This window comes from Paenibacillus oryzae, from assembly GCF_001675045.1.
Classification (GTDB): domain Bacteria; phylum Bacillota; class Bacilli; order Paenibacillales; family Paenibacillaceae; genus Pristimantibacillus; species Pristimantibacillus oryzae.
The window spans coordinates 98139-121605 of record NZ_LYPA01000074.1; the positions used below are offsets into that span (position 1 = coordinate 98139).

Sequence of the window (23467 nt, forward strand, 5' to 3'; positions counted from 1 at the left end):
ATGGCGGCCGCTGTCAATGTTAAAACAGCTGTTGTCTACGTTAAAGCAGTGCAAGCAAAAGGCGTTCCCGCTGGGAACGCCTTTTGCTTTGAGCTATTTTCTAATGTATATATTTTGTGTGGTATTAATCAACCGCCTTAAAATGGAACACTGTACTTGAAAAATCGCCGTGGAATTGCGGTTTGGGAAGGCCTGCATACATAAGCTCATCGCCGCCGTATACGGTCTCGCTTCCCTTGAGAATATAGTTTTTGCCGGCATCCAATCCTTGCAGCCGGAAACGGCCTAACACGGGATTTGGCTCCTGCAAAACGGTGACAAAAACGGCAAACGCTTCGCTTTTGTCCTTGGCTACGAACATCCAGGCCGTATCATTGCCTTCAAAAGGACTTAGCAGACGATAAAAATCGCCAAACTGAACGAGATGGCGGACTTCCTTGTAAAGCGCCACTTGCGCTTTAACCTCTACCTGCTCCTCTTCGCTGAACCCCGTCAAATCCAGCTCGTAACCAAAGTTGCCGGATAAGGCCACATGCCCGCGGGTCGATAGAGATGTAATCCGGTTCACCTGATGATTCGGCACGGCCGATACATGGGAGCCCATGGCGCTTACGGGATAAACGATGCTGGTGCCGTATTGGATTTTGAGACGGGAGACGGCATCCGTGTTGTCGCTTGTCCAGGTTTGCGGCATGTAATACAGCATACCGGGGTCAAAGCGGCCTCCGCCGCCGGAGCAGCTTTCAAACAGAATATGCGGGAATGCCGTCGTGATGCGCTCCAGCACGGAGTACAAGCCCAGCATGTAACGGTGCGCCGTTTCGCGCTGGCGTTCCGCAGGCAGCAGCGCAGAGCCGATTTCCGTCATATTGCGGTTCATGTCCCATTTGACGTAGGTGATCGGTGCGCTGGACAAAATATCGCTAACAACCGTTACGATGTAATCCTGAACATCGGCCCGGGACAAATCAAGCACCAGCTGGCGGCGAGCCTGCGTCCGTCTGCGTCCTTCGACATGCAGGCACCAGTCGGGATGGTTGCGGTACAGCTCGCTCTCCGGCGAAATCATCTCCGGCTCGAACCATAGCCCAAACTCCATATTCAGATTTTTGACCCGCTGAACCAGATCAGGCAAGCCGTTAGGAAGCTTGTTGCGGTCCACAAACCAGTCGCCAAGCGACGAATTATCGCTGTCGCGTTTGCCGAACCAGCCATCGTCCAGCACAAATAACTCAATACCGAGCTGCTGTCCGGCGGTTGCGATCGCTTCAATTTTGTCCGCGTTAAAGTTAAAATAGGTCGCTTCCCAGTTATTGATCAAAATCGGTCGAGCCTTGTCACGGAATTCTCCGCGGCACAATCTGGTGCGATACAGGTCGTGATAGCCGCGCGACATGCCGCCGATGCCTTCGTCGGAATAAACGAGAATCGCCTCAGGCGTCTGGAAGCTTTCTCCGCCTTTCAGCAGCCAGTTGAAATCAAAGTCGTTGATTCCCGCGAACAGGCGAGCCGTATGAAACTGGTCCACCTCGACACCCGCTTTGAAGCTGCCGCTATACACAAAGCTCAAGCCGTAAGCTTCGCCAAACGTTTCTGTTGTTCCCTCCGCAAGCAGCGCGATAAAAGGATTTTGCATATGGCTGCTGGAGCCGCGGCGGCTTTCGACCGCCTGCAATCCGGGAACCAGCTTGCGCTTATGAACATGGCGCTCGCGTACCCACGCTCCAGAAAGCTGCAGCATTTCAAAGGAATCATGCGGCATGTCCAGGCTGACGCTATATGCGCGCAAAAGGTTTAACGGGACAGCGCTTGTGTTTACGAAGCGTACAGAACGTGCAATAGCCGGATGGTCGGCAAACGCCGTGTAAGACAAAATCGCCTTCAGACCGGATAACTCGTCCTTTACGGTAATTTCCAGCGTTTGTGCTTCTTCCTGGCTTTCTACATATACAGCCGGCAGTCCTTCAAGTCCCGGTTTACCTTGCCGTATCGTGTGAGATTCGTATAACAGCTCCATTACCGTCGTCCCATTTTGCAATTGCGCTTGAAAGGCTGGCTGGCGGAAATCGGAGCTTCCGAAGGAAGGGTACTCCTGCGGCAGCGTATCGAGCGAATAGGCAAGCTGCTCCATATCCGTGCTTGGCGAAAAGGACGCTCTTTCTTGCAGCTCCAGCAGCTGGCTTAAATGTCCGCCGCGAATCCTTTTGCCCCAATAATAATGAGCCAAATGGCCTTGTTTGGTAACGCCAAGCACATAGCTGACGTTTTTGGATTGCAGGTGAAACACATTTTTATCCTTCAAATAAGTAATGGTCATTTTCTTTCGCCTCCATTTTGTTCTAAAGAAACCCGTTTATCCCCACAGCTTTCACGAATCATAAACGAGGTATTGACGCCGACATGAACAGCCGCTTCTCTTCCTTCCAGCCTTTCCAGAAGCAATTGGACCGCTGTTCGTCCCATCTGCTCCGTGTATACCCGATTAGTCGTCAGAGGCGGCGTCAGATAGGATGCAATCTCAATATCATCAAAGCCAATCAGCGACATGTCCTCTGGCACGGAAATCCCTTGCTCGTGAAGGGCCCTAAGTGCGCCAACAGCCATAGGGTCGCTGCCAAGCAAACATGCTGTGGGACGGTTTTCTCCCGTTTCTTCGAGCAAGGCAATCATGCCGCTGTATCCTCCGGCGGATGACCATTCCGCCTCCCGGTTAAAGAGAGGCTGATACAAGCCGCTTTCCTCCATAATTTGACGATATGCTTCACGTCTGGAATCTCTTGGGCTGCCATGATCATCGTCGTGTTCTGAGTCCAGAGCGCTCGTCAGCGTCAGTCGGTGCACCCTCTCTTTGCCTCCCATATAGGCAATGCGTTTATGTCCCATTCCGGCAAGATGACGCAGACTCTCCTTGACAGCTCCTTCAAAATCAGCCTTCACAGTATCAAAAGCCTCCAGCTTGTGTACATGATTCACGAATACGATACGTTTTGGGTCTCCGTACAGGGAGAGCACGTCGCGATGATCGATGGAGCCAACCACGATTAGTCCGTCCAAGCCATGAACCGGACCCCATTCTGTGTCGCCGTTTCCACGCATGATCTTGGATATTGTTAATCCGCATTCCTCACAGCGCTTCTCGATTCCTTTTCGAATACTGGAAAAATAAGGGTCATGTGCTTCATCCTCAAGGGTTGACCACATCAGCAAACCGATCTCGCGCCGCGACATGGACTCTTCCTGCTTTAGCCGCCGGAGTCGCTTCGGCTTATATGCCAGTTCTTCGGCAATACTAAAGATGCGCAGACGGGTTTCCTCGCTGACCGAAAGCGTACTATCGTTATTCAGAACGCGGGATACGGTTGCAGCCGATACGCCAGCATGAGCGGCAATTTGTTTAATTGTTGTCATGTGCGCTCCGTTCCAGTTCATATTTAGTTAATAATTTTACTTAACAAATCAATCATAGCAAACGGAAGTCACATATTCAAGCTTGGCATTCAAACGCGTTAAGCTCGAGTTTCCGGGACGGAAGCCTGCTGAAGGAGTATAAAGGGGGATGGTAAGCGGTAGCGGCGGTTCACAATCAATGGACGATTTAAAATATGATTATTGAAATTAACGAGAGGTCGCCATGTCCGCAGGAATGATGACATCACAAATTTGTGTATTAAAAAAAACGCCACTCATTTGTGACGTTTTTGTGAATTTAACTATTTCAACACCTTTATTATACCATAAAATAACATAAAAGTCAAGTCTATCATCTGAATCCACCACAATGTTATAACGGATATGAGGTGATTAATTATGAAACAACGAAGCATGACCGCGCTGGTAAGCGCATTTGCAAGAGCCTTTCATGCCAAGTCTGATGGCGTCAAAATTTTTGATGACGCATTGGCGCGGCAACTGCTAACGGAAGAAGAATACGATGGCATTTCATTTAATATGTCGGAGAACGTCGCTGTTTTTGAACCTGGCTTCAGCGGCACGCGCGAGGAGGCGCTGCGTCTGATTGTCGACCGCCAGCTATCCCCCACGCCGCTTGGACGATCCGCTTTTACCGAAGAGGCGCTGGAGGCTGCAGTTGCCCTGGGAGCAAAGCAATACCTTCTATTTGCGGCGGGCTACGACACCTTTGCCTACCGTCAGCCGGAATGGAGCAAACAGCTCGCTATTTTTGAAATCGATCATCCCGCAACGTCTGCCGACAAGCAGCAGCGCTTATTGTCCCTTGGAAGAGACAAACCCGCCAATCTGACAGCTTTAGCGTCCGATTTTAATGAAGCAGACTGGAGTCGGGTGTTGCTTGAATGCCCGATTTTCGACAAAAACCAGCTTAGCTTTGGCAGCTTGCTTGGCATCAGCTATTATTTGACTCCAGAACGTTTTGCAGCATTATTGAAAGACATCGCTTCCATCATGCCTTCCGGCAGCAGTCTTGTGTTTGATTATCCCGATGAGCACACGCTGACTGATTCAGCGGGGCCGCGGGCCAAAAGACAGGTTATGATGGTTGCGCATGCGGGAGAACCGTTTCTTGCCAGCTACTCTTATTCGGCGATGGAGCAGCTTTTGGAGGAATCCGGCTGGCTGATCTACCGCCATCTGGTTCCTGGCGAAATTACGGAGGAGCTGTTCGGGGCCTACAATCGCTGCCATCCCGAACAACCCATCACGGCTTTTGATAATGTTAATTATTGCCTCGCCGTCAAGCGTTAGGGACCAATGAGATGTTGATGAAAAAAAGCGGGCCTTCTTTCCTCTAGGAATCGAAGGTCCGCTTGCAGGTTACTTAGACTTGGATTGCGGCTGTACGCCTTTCTGCTTGGGCGGGGTTGTGCCGATAGGCGCAACATTGCCCGACTTTCCGCCGGGAGCCTGCTCCGCTTCCAGCTTGGTTTTTCCTCCTGGCGCTTGCTCGCCGCCTCCCGTTTTTGGCTTCAATTCCACCGTAGGCTGCGGCGCCATGGTTGGCTTCACGTCTGGCGTTGGCTGCGGTTGCATCGTTGGCTGAACGGTAGGGGATGGCTGCGGCTTTTCCTTGCGATGGTCATTGAACCGTTTAGGCCCTTTGTCGCCGCCCGCTTTACGAAGCTCCTGATGAAGCTGCTCGGCCGATTTCCCTTCCGTCTGAATGCCCCTCTCCTTCGCAAGCTGGCGAAGATGGTCCAATCGCTTCGCCAAATGCTGCTCCTTGAAGGCTTCCCACTTGGCAGAATCCTTTTCCTTGGCAGCCTTCAGCTCTACCTTCAATTGATCAGCCGTTTTGCCCGTGGTGTCGATGCCGAAATAAGTTGCCATTTCCTTCATTCGTTCCAGCCGGTACGCCTCGAATTGGCTATCGGTCATACTGCCGCGATAATGCTCCGGACCGCCATTAATACGGTCTGCAGCTGCATCAAAAGCTATAGCCTGATCATTCTCCGCAGCGGTTAGCCCTGTTTCCCAATTATGCGCCGCCGCCGGCTTTGTCCATAACGAAGCTGCCGCAATGACCAGCGCGGCGGCTACAACCATCATTCCTCTTTTGTTCATCGTAAGCCGTCTCACCCTTCTGTCGCATTCAATTTGAAACGGGCTCTCAAACCGAATGTCCCGCTTCATCTGGATTATTTTGCCCAATGCCCCACCAGAATAGACATGGTTCGACAAACCCGCAACAAAAAACAAAGGCATCAACTATATAAGTTCGACTAAAAATCCGGCAAGCAGGCCAAAGTGAGGATAGTTCTGGAGAAAAGCATAGGCTTACGATGCGACCTTCTTCCAGAACGTTTCAAGCGTTCGCTTGTGTTTCCGGATTCCACCATTTAAACATTTATTTGAGGGAAATTCGGGAACAACCGCGATCGGAAGAACTTCTCACACGCCGGCCTACACCGCCGACACTCTTTTGTTCAACTTATATAGCTTTGCACCAGACTGGCAGTCCCCTGAAAACAAGTATACGTAATCGCGTCGATCTACTATGATAGATACAAACCTTGGCAGGATGTGAGTGGATAGCATGAGGCTGACGAACAAGCTCAATCACGAAAATTGGTTTCATAATCGATTAATCCGCAGCAAAATTACACTTGTTTATGTCCCCCTCATTATTGTGCCTTTGCTCGTTCTTGGACTAACAGCCAGTCATATCTACACAAAGGCCATCGTCGAGCGTACCGTGCAAAATGTAACAGACAATTCCACGCTTATTATTTCACAGCTAAGCGGAATGCTGGACAACGCCCGCAGCACGGCCAATATGCTCACCTTAAACTTAAATAAGCTGATTGCCGAAGGCCAAGGGCAGGGAACAGGACAAATGTCCGAGCTGCAGCGCTACACGCAAATTACGAATCAGCTCAGTTACGCCCTGGTCGTTTTCCCCGATGTGGAATCGGCGGCCTTTATAGACGACAAAGGGCAAATTTACGGCTCCAATACAGCATTGGAGCAACGGGCCGAGCTGGCAACAGCCAGCCCTATGCTAGAGCGGCTGCGGCAGTCAAACGGGGCATTCATATGGTTCCCGATGCAACTAAGAGATTATCTGGTCATTAATGAAAACGATCCCATCCTGACACTGGGCAAAAAGATCGCCAATATCAATACCGGAGCAACGTTAGGGTATCTGTTTCTGAATATAAAGGAAAGCGACTTATCCGCCGTCTACAGCAATATTGGCTCCGTGAAGCGAGGCTCCTATTTCATTGTTGGCGAGGAAGCGCTCGTCGTATCCTCTCAGCGAGCCAGCGATGTCCTTAAGCCGGTTGAGGAACCGACCTTGCGGCAGTGGGTGCTGAATCATTCCGTTAAAACGGAAGTGCAGCAATTGCAGCAGGGCAAAACTTTGCTTATCAGCACGACTATTCCCGACTTCTCCTGGCAGCTCATCTCTCAGGTTCCCTATAACCTGCTTACAGAGGAAACCGGGCAGCTGGCTATGCTTATCGCGCTGATCGGGCTGATTTGCTTTATTTTTGCGATTATTGGCGCCGGGGTTTTGTCCAATGTCATCGCCAAACCGATCATCCGATTGGCCCGCCATATGAAAAAAGTAAACGAGGGCAACCTGAACCAGCAGATTGAAGTCGGCTCTGCCGATGAAATCGGCTTGCTTGCATCCGGCTTTAATTCGATGATCGCCCGGGTACAGGAACTGCTCCATAACATCGGAACCGAGCAGCGTAAAAAACGGGAATACGAGCTAGCCCTTATGCAAGCGCAAATCAGGCCTCATTTTCTGTACAACACGCTTGATGTCATCTATACCTTATCCGAAATGGGACGGACGCGTGATGTGCAGCGAACAACCAAATCGCTCGCCGATTTTTACCGGTCCGCGCTAAGCCAGGGACGCGACTTGATCGACCTGGAAACCGAGGTTCGCAGTTTAAAGGACTATTTATCCATTCAGCGCATCCGGTACTCCGATGTATTCGACTACAGCATAGATGTGCCGGCGGAGCTTGCTGCATGCATCATTCCGAAGCTGACCATTCAGCCGCTTGTTGAAAATGCCATTTATCATGGCTTGAAGCACAAGCCAACCTTTGGCAGCTTGACAATATCCGCCCGCAAAAATGGCCAAACAATCATTCTGACCGTAAGCGACGACGGGGCCGGAATGGATGCCGGGCGGCTTGCGGCAGTTAGAGACGGACTCCTCGATTTGCGTCAAAAGGCCGGCTATGGATTAAGCAGCGTTCATGAGCGGATCAAGCTTTATTTTGGCGATGCCTATGGGCTGTCGATTGAGAGTCATTACGGGAGCGGGACAATTGTAACGGTTACGCTGCCGCTAAATAGCTTACAGGAGGAAACCTTCTCAGATGATAAAAATGATGATTGTTGACGATGAACTTATTTTTCGCGATTATTTGCGTACTGTCCTGGATTGGGAGGCGCTGGGCTTCTCCTTGACTTTGGAAGCTCGCAACGGCATTGAAGCTTTGGAGCTAGCGGCAGGCGATCCGCCGGACATTGCGCTGGTGGACATTACGATGCCGTTTATGGACGGCTTGCAGCTTTCGGAAAAACTGAAGCAGCTTTACCCCGCAACAAGCATCGTGCTCATTACAGGCCACAACGAATTTGATTATGCCCGGCGGGCGCTGAAGCTTGGCGTGGAAGACTATATTCTGAAGCCTTTTTCCAAGGATGAGCTGCTGCTTACGCTGATTCGGCTGCGGCAGGAGCACGAAAAGGCGCAAGAGGAACGGATGACGCTGCGCGGCAACATGGAAATGATCAAGGAAAGCTTCCTTGGCCAGCTCATAAGCAAGGAATATGCTCTATCGGAGGAGGAAACGCTTCGCAGGCTGATCCAGCTTGGTATTGAGGCAAAAAGCGGCGCTTATTCGGTAGCCTGCATCGAAATTGATCAGATGGATCTCAAGTGGAGCAAACCCGGCGATCGGCTGCTCATGAAATACGCTGTAACCAATGTGCTGAACGAAGCGCTGGAGGAAAGCGGCAGCTATCTTACTTTTAATGGGCCGGAGGGGCGGATCGTTTGTCTTATTCTGCATCCGGGCGGCCGAACGGAGGAAATGCTGTCCCTGGAAGGCCATGAAAAGCTATGTTATCTCATCCATAAATATTTGAAGTTCACCATTACAATCGGCGTTGGACGGAGCAAGCAAGGGTTCAGAGGGATTTCCGCCTCCTACGGCGAGGCGCTTGAAGCGCTGCAAAGCAAGTTTGTGCTTGGAAGCGGGCGCGTCATTCCGTTTGGCGAGCAATTGCCGTCGGCAGGCAATCAGCCGCTGTATCCGCCGGAGGTAAACGAGGAGCTGTTGGTTCTTCTGAGGCTTAATCAGTGGGCCAAAGTGGAGGAAAAGCTCGACGAGCTGTTTAAGCAGGTGCAGACGCGAAGGCTGCCCATAGATTATATTTATGTCATTTGCATGGGCCTGGTTTCCGTGAATCTGGCTTATTTCGAAGAATCCGGGCATCCCGTCGAGGATTGCTTTGGCGAGCAATTTTACCCTTATAACGAAATTCGGAAGCTGGATTCCGCGGAAGTCACCTTCCAGTGGCTGAAGGAGCTGTTCCGCAAAGCAGTCGAATACAACGGCAAACACCGCAATACCCGCTCTTCCAAAATAGCAAAGGCGGCAATCGCCTATATGGAGGAAAATTTTGCCGATTCCGGGCTGTATCTGGAGCAGATTGCCGGACATGTGTACATTAACGCCAGCTATCTGCGCGCCGTTTTCAAGAAGGAGGTTGGCGTTACCGTCAGCGATTATTTGACGCAATACCGGATGCAGAAGGCGCGCGAGCTGCTTGCTCGCAATACGTTAAAGCTGGCGGATATCGCGGAGCGGGTCGGCTATAACGATCCGGGCTATTTTAGCAAAAGCTTCAAAAAATTCTATGGCTATTCGCCAAGCGAATATGAAAAAAGCCGGCAATAGCTTTTGGCGCGCATCAATAAATAATCTGGCGCGGATTTTACCAAAAGGAAGCGTTTTTTTCATTACCATAAGAAGGGGCGCCTACTATAATCAAACTTGTAAAGAGAAACCTAATCGGGAGGTCACCTAATGAAGAAGCTAGCAATTGCACTTATGAGCTTAAGCCTGGTATTTGTTGCGGCTTGCGGATCAAGCAGCAATACAAAAAACGGAGGCGCTACGAATTCTCCCGCTCCGGCAGCAGAAGGAGCGACGTCTACGGAAGCATTGCCTACAGAAGCAACAGCCGAGCCGGTAAAGCTGCGCATTTACGCCCAGTATGCCGATGATGACACGAAGCTCCCTTATGACTATGCTGTAGCCGAGCTAAAGAAGGAAATGCCAAATGTCGAGCTGGAGCTGGAAATTCAGGCGCAGGATGATGGGCAAAAGCTGAAAACCTACGCTGCGACCGGCAATCTTCCCGATATTTTCCAAGCGGGCCTTGATATCATCAACACGTTCAAAAAATCGGGCAACATTCTGGAGCTGGACAAATACGTTGACGAGCTTGGCTTCAGGGACAAAATGTATCCAAGCACGATGAATACGCTCGTAACGGATGACGGACACACTTACGCATTCCCTTATGCGGGAAATGAGTTTGCGCTTCTGTTCTACAACAAGGAGCTGTTTGAGCAAAACAACGTCGCGCTGCCAACCACGTACGACGAGCTAATGCAAGCCGTTAATACATTTAATGCCGCCGGAATTACGCCGATGTCCTTATTTGCTAAAGAAAAATGGATTACGGTTGCGCTCTATGACATGTTTGCCACTCGCAATGACGCAAGCGGTATTGTGAAGCTGGATAAGGGCGAAGCCAGCGCCAGCGACGCCGCTTACAAGGAAGCAGCGGAAAAGCTGGTTGAACTGGTGAAAGCGGGCCTGCTGCCAAAAGGCGCGACAAACCTCAACTATGACCAGGCGGCAGCATTGTTCCATCAAGGAAAAGCAGCGATGTTCCTGAACGGCCAGTGGGAAATTGCAGAATCAACGAAACAGCTTGGCGATAAAGTAGGCTGGATGTACTTCCCTGGAAAAGATGCAGCAAACTATGAAGCCAGCAAATACGCATTCAGCGGTGGCGGCGGACCGGCTGGCTACGCCGTTAACCCGGATACTAAGGACCCTGAGCTTACGGCGAAGGTCGCGGCGTTCATCTCCCTGAAATATGCGGAATACAAATATACCGAACGCGGCAACCCGCTTGTCGCAACAAAGGTGGATAAAGCTATCGTCACGGAATATCCGCCAATGATGCAGCAGTTGTCCGATGATATTGGCAAAATCACGAGCACAACCGCCTTTGCATGGGGGATGTCCGATGCCAAGTTCAAAGCGGCAATTGAGGACGCTACGCAAAGCCTCATGACCGGGGCATACAGCGCTGACGACTTTGTGCAGGACGTAAACAAGGCGATCCCTCAGGCCAAATAAGAGCAGACTGCCCTATATATTCTGCAGGATAAGGAGAGGGGCTGTCCGAAAAGTCAAGCGGAACGAATAACTATTCAGCAGAGAGGACCGGAGGGGAAAGGGTGTCTCGAGGGCGAGTTTTTTTGTCGGCTTTTATCCACTAAAAAATAGGATCAAAATAAAGCGGACAAATAGGTTTGAGCCTCCAAGACACCCTTTTCCTGCAGGTACCGGTTTTGCTGAATAGTTATTCACCGTAACAGACTTTTCGAACAGCCCCTTTTTACTCTCTCTCAAGAGGGTGCGCCTGCGCCTTCAGCGGTTAGATCGACATAAGGATGTGATGAGATGAACAAATTTCTCGGAAACAAAACAGCGATATTATTGTTTATATTGCCTGCCCTCCTGCTGTATAGCGTGATGGTGTTTTACCCCATCGTGCAAACCTTTTTCCGCAGCCTGTATGAATGGGACGGCCTGACGGAAGGAACGTTCATTTGGTTCGACAACTACAAGCGGCTGTTCGAGGACCGGCTGTTTTTTACCTCAGTATATAACGGTCTGATCTTCGCTTTGATTATAACGGTTACGCAAATCGGGATTGGCACGGTGCTGGCGTTTGCGGTTGCCGATATGAAGTTTAAGGGACGCCGGATTTTGCGAATTGCCTTCTTTATTCCCGTTGTCCTCTCCATTACGGTTGTGTGCCAGCTTTGGCTCTCCATCTATAACGCCGACTACGGGCTTATCAATCGGGTGTTTGACATGCTTGGTTTGTCCTATCGTCAGGACTGGCTGTCCAGCAGCAAAACAGCCATTATCGCCATTGCGTTTGTGAATGCATGGCAATATATGGGCTATCACTTTGCCCTGCTGCTTGCCGGAGTAAAGTCCGTTCCCGAGCAATATATGGAGGCGGCTCGCATCGATGGCGCAACAAAGCTTCAAGCGATCTGGAAGATCAACATTCCAATGATGGCGGAGACCTACAAATTTTGTCTGGTGTTTGCCATCACGGGCGGCTTAAATGCTTTTGCAAACATGTTCATCATGACAAGCGGCGGCCCGGGAACATCGACTTACACGCTTACCTATCTGATGTATCGCTCGGCGTTCCGCGTTGGAGAATTTGGTTATGGCAGCGCGGCGGCGGCTATTCTTGTACTGGAATGCTTGCTCGCAACGCTCATCATCAATCGCTTTATTGCGAGAGAACGCCTGACATATTAGAGGCCGTGTCAACACGTATGCTTAGTAGCTGCCCGGTACTGCGGGAACATGGAAACTATTTTCAAGGCAGGAGTGATCAAACAACATGACCTGGATAATGAGAATGAGAAAAAGCAGGCCTGGACTGCCGATCTTCCTTTGGCTGTATGCGCTTATATCGGTGTACCCTCTGCTCTGGATGATCTTTTATTCGTTCAAAAATAATGATGAGATTTTTGTAACCAATCCCTTTGGGCCGCCTGCCACGCTGCGCTTCGAAAATTATGTGGCGGCCTGGTCAAATTACGATGTGCCGGTCTATTTTATGAACAGCCTGCTTGTTGCGATTGTCACCGTATTGGGCGCGCTGCTGCTGGCGGTTATGTTCTCATATGCTGCGGCTCGCCTTCGCTGGCGCTTCAGCAAGCTGGCGCACACGTATATTCTGATCGGCATGTTTATTCCGATTCAAGTAATTATGATACCGCTTGCCATTCTGGTGCGGGACTTGAATCTCGCAAATACATACGGGGCGCTGATGGTTCCGTATATCGCCTTTAATATTTCTTTTGCATCCATGGTATTCTACGGCTTCTTCCGCAGCATCCCCATTGAAATGGAGGAATCGGCTTGTATCGACGGGGCCAGCATCTATCGAACGTTCTTCAGCATTATGCTGCCGATTATCAAGCCTGCCCTGGCAACAATGGTTATTTTTATTTTCCTTAACTCATGGAATGAGTTTACGATGGCCGTTATTCTCATTACAAAAGAAAGCCTGAAAACGCTCCCGCTTGGCCTCTTGTTCTTCCAGGGCCAATTCACAACCGACTGGGGCGCGATGGGCGCCGCCATGACGATTGCGAGCTTGCCAACGGTGCTCATCTACGTTTTGTTCAGCGAGCAGGTGGAGAATGCATTAACAGTAGGTTCCGCGGTTAAGGGGTAAGGTTTGGTTTTTCCTAACCGCTTCCAATGTTCGCTTGTATTCGTTCCCGGATTTGGCTATTTGCTCCTATCCTTCAGGAAATCCGGGAACAACCGTCCCGTGTTTTCGTCAGAAACGTTGCTTGGAAACTATGCTCCTTGAATCCCTTTAAGCTGCTCCAGTTTTTCCACCAGCTCCTGCCGGGAAAAATGCTCCCCGATAAACACGGCGACGTCGTGGACGTCCCCTTGCGGTTCAATTCGCATAAAATCGGTTTCCTTATACGCGTACTGGAACAAAAAGCGGCTGCCGCTTGATGTGTCGCCAAACCTGACGATGCCTTTGGCGCGATAAATATTGTCCGGCAATGTATTCAGCAGTTCCTCAAAGGCTTCGCTATCAACCGGCCCTTCAAAATAATAAGTAACGGCCATAACATGATCATGATCCTGACCAGCTTTGGATGAAATCATGTTAAAGGGGGAACGGCTTTGTACAGATTGCATTTGTGCAGATTGGATTTGTGTGGACCGGGGCTGTCCCTCTGTTTCCGTCTGTGTTTCATGTTGTCTAGAAACGGCTGCTCCATTATCCATGTCCTCAAATGGAGTCCAATCCTCCAGCTGTCCGCGGAATGAAGAAACGATGGGCGCATACGCATTCCATTCTCTTAGCAATTGCTGCGCCTCCACCTTCTCCTCGGGCTCCAGCCTGTCCCCTTTACCCAATACAAGCAGTGTTGCACAACGAACGCCCTCCAACAACAGCTTGAAGGTTTTGCCCTTTCCATTTCTCCCTCGTTCCAGCAATAATGACCCATCCACTACTGTAATAACGCCCTGTAGCTGAACCTTCTGATACATGGACGCTTCCGTAATCCCATCGATGGATTCCAGTGGATTTGCGGCTCCCGTTGCTTCAATCAAAATAATATCGGGCTGCTCCCGTTCCATCAGTCCATGAATTTCCAGACTCAAATCTCCCCTGCTGCTGCAGCAGATGCACCCGCCCAGCAGCTCGGACATAGGCAGCTCGTCGTCAAAAAGCTGGCGCTCCAAATTTACGTCGCCAAGCTCGTTCATAATGACGGCTGGTTTTCTCCCCTGCGCCTTTAAACGCTCAAGCAATGCCAGAAGCAGCGTTGTTTTGCCACTGCCAAGAAACCCTGCAAGCAAATAAACCGGCGTAAGCCCGCCTGTATTGTTTTTGCTGGAATCCGGGGCAAACAAAGGATCGCCGTTTGTATTTGTATTTGTCTTTTGTGTCATATTCTCTCTCCTGTTTCTTTTGCAACTAAAGCGCGGATGGCGCCGTGTTTATATATGTAGTATATCAAAATATAGGGATTAGCCCTATCCTCGGTTATGCATCAACGCAAAACGCCTGGACGAAAACCGCCCAGGAGTTCTGCATGCTATCTCAGCTTGTTATAGGCAATGGAAAGGGAGAGATAATTAGTACAGGCAAGCGCGAGTAATGATTACCAGAAGGATAAAGAGCACGAGGATGCTTCCAGCACTGTTAAAGCCGCCTACAGGACCGCAAGCTGCGCCTGCTACAGGATAGTGGTTGTTTCCGCCGCCAGAAACGTTTGCTGCATAGTTCATTCATTGTCATCTCCTTTTTTCTCAAGGTACAGTATCCTATGTATAAGTTGGAAAACGGTATAGGCGTTTCGGAAATATGTGCGTTTGCTTATTTTTGTATACGCCCAAACCATCAGCCCCGGTCACGGCGAATTGTCAGTCCACACCCCGTTACATGTCCATCCATTGCCTCACAAATATCCTCGCATTAGGCAAAAGCCGAAGTTCAATTGCCATAGGAACAGCTGCCCAATCAACCAGCACATCAGGCGCATAACCTACACTGTACTCAAAACGTAAGGAGGTGCATGTTTAATGTCCGGTTGCGTTGGTGGTGCTTATAACAACGTTGGTGCGATCCTGGTTCTCTTCATTTTGCTGGTGATCATCGCTTGCAGCTTCGGCTGGGGCGGCTACGGCGGCAAATGGTAATTGATCATATGTAATGCATCCTCCATGCATGCATCGATGATTACAGCTCTCGTCTAACTGATGAAAGGCCCGCCATTTGGCGGGCCTTTCCAATTGAAAGTCTTTTTGCGAATGATCCGGCTATTAACTCGGGATTGTCAAATTAATTCTTCATTGCGCAATTCCTAAAAATTGGACTCTAGTCTCATTGAATACGATATTCATAAAACTTTTTATGCAAAAATAACCTTCCACATATAGCCATTAATCTCTATTAGTTGTAAACTTAGAAGAAAGCACAGCTTAAACTCGGGAGGTCGGTGATTCTATGACTCTATGTGCTTGCAGGGAAGGGATTGAAAGACTCCGCAGCATGATGGAGCTGGCATTTGAACAGCACGAATCCTTTACCGATCCTTCGGTGCTTGCCGCCAGCCAAAAGCTGGACGACGCCCTAGTGCAATACCGAAAATGTCCCCACTTCGACATATGCAATACATATGGCTCTTCCTCCTGCTCTACAACTGGGACGGAAAAGCCAAAAACGGTTGCCAAACGTATGGTCGGTTAAACATAGACGGAGCTGTCCGAAAAGTCTGTTACGGTGTAATAAATATTCAACAAAAGCGGTACCTGCAGAATAGTTATGCGTGCCGCGTAACTTTTCGGACAGCACCGTTTTTTTTGCATATGAGCAATGAAGACGAACGATATGACAGTATCTGCGTGATCCCCTGCCCCGATCGTCCAGACATGTTATTTAGGCAAATGGTACGGAACGGTCGTAACAATAATATCGCGCCTGTACAGCAAATACGTATGGAGCAAAAAGCCGGATTGGTTATGCAGCATATTATGCCAGCCCTTTTTGGGAACAAACTGGGGAATAATAACCGTCACCCGGTAATTTGCCGCTCCTGCTTTACGCTGCATGACATCAATAAATTTGGACAACGGCTGAATGATGCTCCGGTACGGCGAGTGCAAGGTTACCAGACGAACATCGGGCTGCCACTCGGCCCATTTTACCCGGAATGCTTCTTCCTCTTCCCGATCGAAGCTGACATGAACAGCGATTAAGTGATCGGCAGCCAAGGATCTTGCATAATTGAGCGAACCCTCCACAACCTTCGTAATGCCCGCCACCGGTACAATCAGCACATTTCCTTCAATGGAAGGTTCGTGCTCCTCGCTTATTCTGAGCCCGTCCCCAACCGCACGATAGTGGCCGCGAATGAGAAGAAACACTACAATCAGCGCCGGCAGAAAAATAAGCACCGGCCACACCTGCGTCGGTTTTGTCACAAAAAAGATCAGCACAACCGTCAGACTCGCCAATGCCCCTATTGCATTAATGCCTAGCTTAAGCGCCCAGCCCTTTGGCTTTTCGCGGAGCCACTTCAAGGTCATGCCCGTTTGCGAAAGCGCAAATGGAATAAACACGCCCACTGCATAAAGCGGAATAAGCCGTTCCGTACGCCCCTGAAAAGCGATAATGAGTACAATCGACAGCAATCCCAGCGCAATGATGCCATTGGAATACCCTAATCGATCGCCTCTTGCCGAAAACATTCGGGGCACAAATTTATCTTTTGCCAAATTAACCGCAAGCATCGGGAAAGCCGAATAGCCCGTATTGGCGGCCAAAATCAGAATAAGCGCCGTCACGCCCTGAATCAGGTAATAAACGAAGCCGCGGCCAAAGGTTCGCTCCGCGATATCCGAAACAAGCGTCACCTCAGGACGGGGCGAAATGCCGTAATAATAGGCAAGAAAAAGGATACCCGCGAATAAAACCGCAAGCAGAATCCCCATTGCGAGCAATGTTCTGACCGCATTTTGGGCAGCTGGAGCTTTGAAATTAGGAATTGCGTTGGATATCGCTTCAACCCCTGTTAATGCTGAGCTGCCGGAAGCAAAAGCCTTTACCAGCAAAAACAGTCCGACTCCAGCTACCGGCACGCCAAATGTGCCATGCGCTCCCGGCGGCTCCTGACCGGTCGCAATACGCCATAAGCCGCCGATGATCAAAATAAGCAGCGCCAGTACAAACAAATAGGCGGGATACGCCATAATGGATGCAGATTCCGTGAGGCCTCTCAAGTTCAGCAGCGTAATGACCATTACGAACAAAATAGCAATCGGAACGTTGTATTCATGCAGAATCGGAATTGCGGAGGTAATTGCATCCGTCCCTGCCGAAACGCTGACCGCAACGGTCAAAATATAATCGACAAGCAAAGAGCCGCCCGCGATGAGTCCGGGGTAAACGCCAAGCTGCTCCTTGGCGACGACATAAGCACCGCCGCCCTGCGGATAAGCGTACAGGATTTGACGGTAGGACAAAATGAGCACAGTCAGCAGCAGCAGCACGCCCATCCCAATCGGGATGGAATACCAATAAGCGGCTGCTCCCGCAGCGGCAAGCACAATAAACACTTGCTCCGGCCCGTAAGCGACGGAGGATAAAGCATCGGAGGACAGAATCGCCAGCGCCTTCCGTTTGTTCAGCTTTTGCTCTCCCAGTTCATTTGATTTAAGCGGTTTGCCAATCAGCCATTTTTTCGCGTCGGACAACATAGGCGTTCATCGCCTGCCTTCTGAATAAAATCTTGCAACTAAAATGAATCGCGATATATGAACTATACGCCTGGCGACGCTTACAGTAAAATTTCATTTTAGACTGAAAATCGCTAATTTTGCTCTGTTGCAGCACAATATTTCGCTTACAAATGCAGCGCTCGCGGACGCTCTTCTGTTTTCGTGTATTTTCATGAAAACAGGTACCTTTTATTCCTACCTTTTCATCAAAAACATAATCTGATTCCCTGCTTGCGCAGGCGCCCCTACGTTCCGGTATAGCTTTTCTCGTCAATCGAGCCATTTTGTTATAAAATGGTTCGGGGGCCGCGTGTACCCATACATCTATACCAGTCAGAGGGGGCCAACCATTATGAAGGACCGTTTTACACTTGAACGCTTAAGCTTAAAAAAGGCTTCGGGGCTGCTCAAGCTTTATTTGCTAACTTTTACGCTCATTGCAGCCATTCTAACCCTCTCCGCATGTGGCGGTGTTACCGTTACTCTCTCCCCAGGGGAAGCAAAGAATACCAGCTATGACTACGAGCTTCTGTTTCCGAGTGAAAAATACCCTGAAACTGCGCTTCATATTTATGGCGCTATCGAGCAAGGGCATAGCAATGTTTGCACGATAGACAGGGCTGGCGCAGAAGCCAACCGTAAAAAATCGCTCGCCGGCATAGATACCAAAAAAGGCTATGACCGCGATGAATGGCCAATGGCCATGTGCAAGGAAGGCGGCGAAGGCGCCAGCGTCGCTTATGTCGCCTCCAGCGACAACCGCGGCGCAGGAAGCTGGGTTGGACATCAGCTTTCGGATTATCCGGATGGAACAAAGGTGCTGTTTGTGGTGGAGAAGCCGGAGAATCTGTTTCCAGATGCGCCAGCAGGCGACGAAGAGGTCGTTTACGCCAATTGCGCAGCGGTCCGCGAAGCCGGGAAAGCACCCTTGTACAAGGGCGATCCCGGTTACTCGTCCAAGCTGGACCGCGATGGGGATGGGGTTGCTTGTCAGTAAGTAGTATTTCTAAGTCTTTTGGAGACGGGGGAAGCAGAAACTCAATAATTGCTTAGCCTAATTTAGCAATAATCCCTGAGGCAACTCTGGTAAAGTTGCATTTACCCTTAGCTTATATCTTCAAGAGTGCCATCAAGATTAAAAAATATTTTTAGAAAAGAGGCATCACCTCCGTTACTTTAACGAAAGCGATGCCTCTTTTATTGTTATGACAATATGGGAGTCCTATGTTGTACAGCCTGCTAAGAATCAAACTTCAAATTAATCAACACGATCTCCGACTGGCTGCCAATGCGAATTGGCGGTCCCCAGAAGCCGAAGCCTGACGTAACAACGGAGTGAAGGGAATCCTTTTGCAGGTAACCCCAATCATTTTCAAAAATCGCGCTTGTTATGAGATTGGCCGGCGCGATTTGGCCGCGGTGCGTGTGGCCTGACACCATAAGATCTACCCCATTATCGGCAGCTATACCGAGATCGTAGGGCTGGTGATCCAATACAATAACGGGTTTCGAATGATCCACCGTGCTCATCAGCTCTTCCATCGTCGCACGGTCGCTTTCTGTCCGGTCCTTACGGCCAACTAGCGTCAGTTTATCGTCAATGACAATGCCTTCGTCGTAAAGCACCTTCATATTGCTGCGCTCCAGAGCGTCGATCAGCTCCTCCAAGGGGCCGTCCAGCTTGTCATGGTTGCCGAGCGAGGCATAAACCCCATAAGGCGCATTGATCTCGCTAATGATTTCATCTATTCCCCGCTTCAAATACGCATCCAAGTCATCATCAATGATATCTCCGGGGTACAACACCAGATCCGGCTTTAACGCATTAATTTCCTCCACCAGACGTTTGGCATGGTTTTTGCCCGACAGAAGGCCAAAATGCATATCCGCCGCCATCACTATTTTCAGCTCCGACAATCCCTCGACCTTCTTATCCAATTGAACGTCATATTCCCGCACAATGGGAGTATAGGCATTGTAAGAGCCGTAAATAAGCAGCGAAACAAGCGCTACAAGCGTTAGCGAGCCCGCCCACTTTTGCACGGAATGCCGTGGCAGCGAGGTCAGGCGAAGCAGCCATGTCGTCAAATGGACAAGCGGGAGCATTAACAAAAGCAACGAAAAAATAGCGAGCCAGTAGGAGCCAATCATGCTTAATAAGGCGAAATCTCCAAAAAATCTCCCCAGAATAAAGGATGAGGCCAAAAGAACCAATACAACAACATACGCGATTTTAAACTTGGCCGATACGGCAGGACGCATCCAGTTCCACCCGCTCCAGCCGATATAAAAAACTAGCACGCCATACAAAAGCAAAAAAAGAATTCCCACTAATACAAACATATTTGCGCCTGTCCTCCTGAAGTAGATTCATATCTCTATCATACACGATACAATAACCCCGCACTACTTTGCCGTAGAGAATGAGGACTGTTGAATTCTTCACAAATCACGTACAATAATAAACAAGCGGCATAAGTCCCTGATGCAACTTTTTATCCAATACACATACAGCCAAAATAACATGACTTCAAGGCCAGCTGACGCACATTCACGGTTGGGCCGGTCAGCGAACAAACTTAAGACTTCTGCAGCCATCATAGTCTTCAAATCCCTTGCAGCAGCAATACCAGCATAATGGGTCTCAACAGCAACGGAATTCCCCCTCTCGACCTAAGACGGTTACCTGCACAGGCTGTGGAGCACGAGCCATAATTCTTCCTGAAGAATACAAAAACTGCGAATATTGCGGATTTACATTAAACTATTCGTAGGCTTAATGCTTTCAGCCAGTGCAGCAAGCCCGCTGCTCCATGACCTCTCGTTTAGTAACACCAGCTTCTGGATGCTCCTGTAAGTTTGGTAATTGTGAGTACGCCCTGAATCAGCTATAATTAATTTAAGGACGGTGATTAATATGAACTTCGTCAGAAAAATCACAAACAGTGACGCTTTAAAACATATCGTTGATCTTCCTGAAGACCTTCAAAATCAGGATGTCGAATTAATCATATTGCCTATTGGGGACTCCTCTCTTTACAAACGTCCCACCGCTTCTTCCCATACTGCCAGAGGTTCTCTAAAGCAATACGCTAATTTGGATTTAATCCAATTCGAACAAGGCGCATGGGAAAAGGGTGTGCAGGACAAACATGAACATCGCTGATGCAAATGTAATACTGCGTTATTTGCTTCAAGATGCGGCTCAGTTCATTGAACCAGCTAAAGACAAAATTGAAAACCATTATATCTTTATCCCTAACGAAGTCATCGCCGAAGTCGTATATGTGTTGGAAAAGGTATACAAGGTCGAAAGAGTCAGTATCTTTGATGCATTGAAGAACCTGCTCACATACAGCAATATTACAACACATGACAAAAATATGCTGATCGAAGCTTTGAAGGTCTACAGTGAAATCAAAATCGATTTTGTTGATTCGCTTCTCTTCGCCTACTCAAAGATCGGCAGTCATACCGTTTTCACTTTTGACAAGAAGCTTAACCAAATGCTTGATCAACTTCGCAACGCTAAATAAAATAGGCTTCTCACAAAGTTCGACTGAACTCGTGAGAAGCCTATTTTTTATTCATGTAGTCAGAATGTGGTCATATGACGTTTTTTAACTTGAGATTCCTTGCTAGGCAAGGGATTTCAGGTCAATTTACATCATTCCGCCCATTCCACCCATGCCGCCCATGTCCGGCATGCCGGCGCCAGCTGCGCCTTTAGGCTCAGGCTTGTCGGCAACGACAGCTTCGGTTGTCAGGAACATAGCTGCTACGGAAGCAGCGTTTTGCAGTGCGGAGCGAGTTACTTTGGCAGGGTCAACGATACCTGCGTCGAACATGTTTACCCATTCGCCTGTGGCAGCATTGTAGCCGATGCCTACTTTTTCGTTTTTCAGGCGCTCAACGATAACGGAGCCTTCTTGGCCTGCGTTAGCTGCAATTGTGCGGATTGGCTCTTCCAGAGCGCGGAGCACGATGTTAACGCCAGTAGCTTCGTCGCCTTCAGCGGAAACAGCAGCAACTGCTTTGTATACGTTAACCAGCGCTGTACCGCCGCCGGAAACGATGCCTTCTTCTACAGCAGCGCGAGTGGAGTTCAGAGCATCTTCAATGCGAAGCTTGCGCTCTTTCAGCTCGGTTTCAGTCGCTGCGCCAACTTTGATAACCGCTACGCCGCCAGCCAGTTTAGCCAGACGCTCTTGCAGTTTTTCTTTATCAAAATCGGAAGTTGTTTCTTCCAGTTGAGCACGGATTTGGTTAACACGAGCATCGATGTCGGCTTTGTTGCCAGCGCCGTCAACGATGATTGTGTTTTCTTTAGTGATGCGGATTTGACGAGCGGAGCCCAGTTGTTCAACAACAGTGGATTTAAGCTCAAGGCCCAGCTCCTCTGTAATGACTTGGCCGCCAGTCAGAGCAGCGATGTCTTGCAGCATAGCTTTGCGGCGGTCGCCGAAGCCAGGAGCTTTAACCGCAACGCAAGTGAATGTGCCGCGCAGCTTGTTTACAACCAGAGTTGCTTGAGCTTCGCCTTCCACATCTTCAGCAATGATCAGAAGCTGCTTGCCGGATTGTACAACCTTCTCCAGAACAGGCAGGATTTCCTGAATGTTGGAGATTTTTTTGTCGGTGATCAAAATGTAAGGGTTGTCGAGGACAGCTTCCATTTTGTCAGTATCCGTAATCATATAAGGGGAGATGTAGCCGCGGTCGAACTGCATGCCTTCAACCACTTCCAGCTCCGTATTGAAGCCTTTGGATTCTTCAACGGTAATAACGCCGTCGTTTCCAACCTTCTCCATAGCTTCAGCGATCAGCTCGCCTACTTCTTCGTCAGCGGAAGAGATAGCCGCAACCTGAGCAATGGATTGTTTGCCTTCGATAGGCTTGGAGATGGATTTCAGCTCTTCAACAGCAGCTTTAACCGCTTTTTCGATACCTTTGCGGATAACCATAGGGTTAGCGCCGGCTGTAACGTTTTTCAGACCTTCGCGAATCATAGCTTGAGCCAGAACGGTTGCCGTAGTTGTACCGTCGCCTGCTACATCGTTTGTTTTTGTTGCTACTTCTTTAACCAGTTGAGCGCCCATGTTTTCAAAAGCGTCTTCCAGCTCGATTTCCTTAGCGATGGAAACACCGTCATTGGTAATAAGCGGGCTGCCGAATTTTTTCTCAAGCACCACGTTGCGGCCTTTAGGACCGAGTGTTACTTTTACCGCATTTGCCAAAGCGTCAACGCCGCGCAGCATGGAGCGGCGAGCGTCTTCACTGAATTTAATCTCTTTAGCCATGAGTGAATAACCTCCCGAATAGTCATGTTAAGTATGTGTAAGTTGTTCCGGAATCCGCGACCTCACGTTATGAAGTAGCGGTATCCCTAAACGCATCATGTGCAAGGTAACAAAACGTTTTTTATTTAAAAAACGCCTATTCAAAAATCGCGTGGATGTCGCTTTCCTTCATGATCAAATACTCTTTGCCTTCGTATTTGATTTCAGTTCCCGCATATTTGGAGAACAGAACGCGGTCGCCTTCTTTTACTTCCAATGCTACGCGTACGCCGTCTTTCAGCGCGCCGCTGCCAACAGCGATTACTTTGCCCTCTTGCGGCTTTTCCTTCGCCGTATCCGGCAGCACGATGCCGCTCGCAGTTGTTTCTTCCTTCGCGATTGGTTCAATCAATACGCGTTCACCCAAAGGTTTAATCATTGAAAATAGCCTCCTTCTAATATTGTCGCTTATTGTCAATTTGTTAGCACTCATAAGCGTTAAGTGCTAACAACCATCTTTATAATACTTTTTTTCGAATCTGATTTCAAGTGCCTGGCATCAATTTTCAGGGATATTTTTCTTGG

Annotated in this window: 20 protein-coding genes and 1 pseudogene; 12 read left to right on the forward strand and 9 right to left on the reverse strand. The window is 49.3% G+C overall.

Going from position 1 to position 23467, the window contains the following annotated elements; genetic code table 11:
• Nucleotides 1-124: 124 nt before the first annotated feature.
• Complete coding sequence (locus A7K91_RS21460; RefSeq protein WP_068686522.1) at nt 125-2317, reverse strand: alpha-galactosidase; 2193 nt, start codon at nt 2315-2317, stop codon at nt 125-127.
• A complete protein-coding gene (locus A7K91_RS21465; RefSeq protein ID WP_068686523.1) occupies nt 2314-3408 on the reverse strand; it encodes a LacI family DNA-binding transcriptional regulator in 1095 nt (364 codons plus the stop codon). Before A7K91_RS21465 ends, A7K91_RS21460 begins: the two co-directional genes overlap by 4 nt.
• 399 nt (nt 3409-3807) lie before the next feature.
• Between A7K91_RS21465 and A7K91_RS21470 the strand changes: the two genes are divergently transcribed.
• On the forward strand, nt 3808-4722 hold the full coding sequence (locus A7K91_RS21470) for a class I SAM-dependent methyltransferase (protein ID WP_068686524.1): 915 nt from the start codon (nt 3808-3810) through the stop codon (nt 4720-4722).
• A 69-nt stretch (nt 4723-4791) separates the two neighbouring features.
• On the opposite strand, the gene A7K91_RS21475 is transcribed toward A7K91_RS21470, so the two are convergent.
• Nucleotides 4792-5538 carry a hypothetical protein gene (locus tag A7K91_RS21475; RefSeq protein ID WP_068686525.1) on the reverse strand — a complete coding sequence of 249 codons (747 nt, stop codon included), beginning with the start codon at nt 5536-5538 and terminating at the stop codon, nt 4792-4794.
• Between the two features lie 472 nt (nt 5539-6010).
• Between A7K91_RS21475 and A7K91_RS21480 the strand changes: the two genes are divergently transcribed.
• The 5 genes from A7K91_RS21480 to A7K91_RS21500 all read left to right on the forward strand — a co-directional run bounded on the left by A7K91_RS21480 (nt 6011) and on the right by A7K91_RS21500 (nt 13026).
• On the forward strand, nt 6011-7843 hold the full coding sequence (locus A7K91_RS21480; protein WP_068686526.1) for a sensor histidine kinase: 1833 nt from the start codon (nt 6011-6013) through the stop codon (nt 7841-7843).
• Nucleotides 7821-9410, forward strand: coding sequence for a response regulator (locus A7K91_RS21485; RefSeq protein WP_068686527.1), 1590 nt, complete (start codon nt 7821-7823; stop codon nt 9408-9410). The genes A7K91_RS21480 and A7K91_RS21485 overlap by 23 nt, the downstream gene beginning before the upstream one ends.
• Nucleotides 9411-9539: 129 nt before the next feature.
• Nucleotides 9540-10889, forward strand: coding sequence for an ABC transporter substrate-binding protein (locus A7K91_RS21490; protein WP_068686528.1), 1350 nt, complete (start codon nt 9540-9542; stop codon nt 10887-10889).
• Nucleotides 10890-11216: 327 nt separating this feature from the next.
• The gene (locus A7K91_RS21495) at nt 11217-12098 is read left to right on the forward strand and encodes a carbohydrate ABC transporter permease (RefSeq protein ID WP_068686529.1); all 882 of its coding nucleotides are present in this window, start codon (nt 11217-11219) and stop codon (nt 12096-12098) included.
• A gap of 85 nt (nt 12099-12183) precedes the next feature.
• Nucleotides 12184-13026 carry a carbohydrate ABC transporter permease gene (locus A7K91_RS21500; protein WP_068686530.1) on the forward strand — a complete coding sequence of 281 codons (843 nt, stop codon included), beginning with the start codon at nt 12184-12186 and terminating at the stop codon, nt 13024-13026.
• Between the two features lie 128 nt (nt 13027-13154).
• On the opposite strand, the gene A7K91_RS21505 is transcribed toward A7K91_RS21500, so the two are convergent.
• The gene (locus tag A7K91_RS21505) at nt 13155-14273 is read right to left on the reverse strand and encodes a CobW family GTP-binding protein (protein ID WP_082967653.1); all 1119 of its coding nucleotides are present in this window, start codon (nt 14271-14273) and stop codon (nt 13155-13157) included.
• Between the two features lie 186 nt (nt 14274-14459).
• The gene (locus A7K91_RS26780; protein WP_169833441.1) at nt 14460-14612 is read right to left on the reverse strand and encodes a hypothetical protein; all 153 of its coding nucleotides are present in this window, start codon (nt 14610-14612) and stop codon (nt 14460-14462) included.
• A 294-nt stretch (nt 14613-14906) separates the two neighbouring features.
• Between A7K91_RS26780 and A7K91_RS26885 the strand changes: the two genes are divergently transcribed.
• Together A7K91_RS26885 and A7K91_RS21510 are read left to right on the forward strand one after the other, a co-directional pair.
• On the forward strand, nt 14907-15023 hold the full coding sequence (locus A7K91_RS26885; RefSeq protein ID WP_082967654.1) for a sporulation protein YjcZ: 117 nt from the start codon (nt 14907-14909) through the stop codon (nt 15021-15023).
• A 307-nt stretch (nt 15024-15330) separates the two neighbouring features.
• Entirely contained in the window at nt 15331-15573 is a 243-nt protein-coding gene (locus A7K91_RS21510) for an aspartyl-phosphate phosphatase Spo0E family protein (RefSeq protein WP_068686531.1), read from the forward strand.
• 185 nt (nt 15574-15758) lie between these two features.
• Here the strand turns inward: A7K91_RS21510 and A7K91_RS21515 are convergent, their stop codons facing one another.
• On the reverse strand, nt 15759-17582 hold the full coding sequence (locus tag A7K91_RS21515) for an APC family permease (protein ID WP_068686532.1): 1824 nt from the start codon (nt 17580-17582) through the stop codon (nt 15759-15761).
• 373 nt (nt 17583-17955) lie between these two features.
• On the opposite strand from A7K91_RS21515, the pseudogene A7K91_RS21520 reads away from it, so the two are divergent.
• Nucleotides 17956-18438: pseudogene (locus tag A7K91_RS21520) on the forward strand (NucA/NucB deoxyribonuclease domain-containing protein); the annotation flags it as partial.
• Nucleotides 18433-18600, forward strand: a complete 168-nt coding sequence (locus A7K91_RS27175; RefSeq protein WP_245697741.1) for an excalibur calcium-binding domain-containing protein — start codon at nt 18433-18435, stop codon at nt 18598-18600. The pseudogene A7K91_RS21520 and the gene A7K91_RS27175, both read left to right, overlap by 6 nt.
• A gap of 242 nt (nt 18601-18842) precedes the next feature.
• Here A7K91_RS27175 and A7K91_RS21525 read toward each other — a convergent pair whose 3' ends face one another.
• Nucleotides 18843-19946, reverse strand: a complete 1104-nt coding sequence (locus A7K91_RS21525) for a metallophosphoesterase (RefSeq protein WP_068686534.1) — start codon at nt 19944-19946, stop codon at nt 18843-18845.
• 574 nt (nt 19947-20520) lie between these two features.
• On the opposite strand from A7K91_RS21525, the gene A7K91_RS21530 reads away from it, so the two are divergent.
• Nucleotides 20521-20769, forward strand: coding sequence for a hypothetical protein (locus A7K91_RS21530; protein ID WP_068686535.1), 249 nt, complete (start codon nt 20521-20523; stop codon nt 20767-20769).
• A complete protein-coding gene (locus A7K91_RS21535; RefSeq protein ID WP_068686536.1) occupies nt 20756-21139 on the forward strand; it encodes a type II toxin-antitoxin system VapC family toxin in 384 nt (127 codons plus the stop codon). Before A7K91_RS21530 ends, A7K91_RS21535 begins: the two co-directional genes overlap by 14 nt.
• Before the next feature lie 126 nt (nt 21140-21265).
• On the opposite strand, the gene groL is transcribed toward A7K91_RS21535, so the two are convergent.
• Together groL and groES are read right to left on the reverse strand one after the other, a co-directional pair.
• Nucleotides 21266-22903 carry a chaperonin GroEL gene (groL, locus tag A7K91_RS21540; protein WP_068686537.1) on the reverse strand — a complete coding sequence of 546 codons (1638 nt, stop codon included), beginning with the start codon at nt 22901-22903 and terminating at the stop codon, nt 21266-21268.
• Nucleotides 22904-23039: 136 nt separating this feature from the next.
• Nucleotides 23040-23321 carry a co-chaperone GroES gene (gene groES / locus A7K91_RS21545; RefSeq protein WP_068686538.1) on the reverse strand — a complete coding sequence of 94 codons (282 nt, stop codon included), beginning with the start codon at nt 23319-23321 and terminating at the stop codon, nt 23040-23042.
• Nucleotides 23322-23467: the final 146 nt, after the last annotated feature.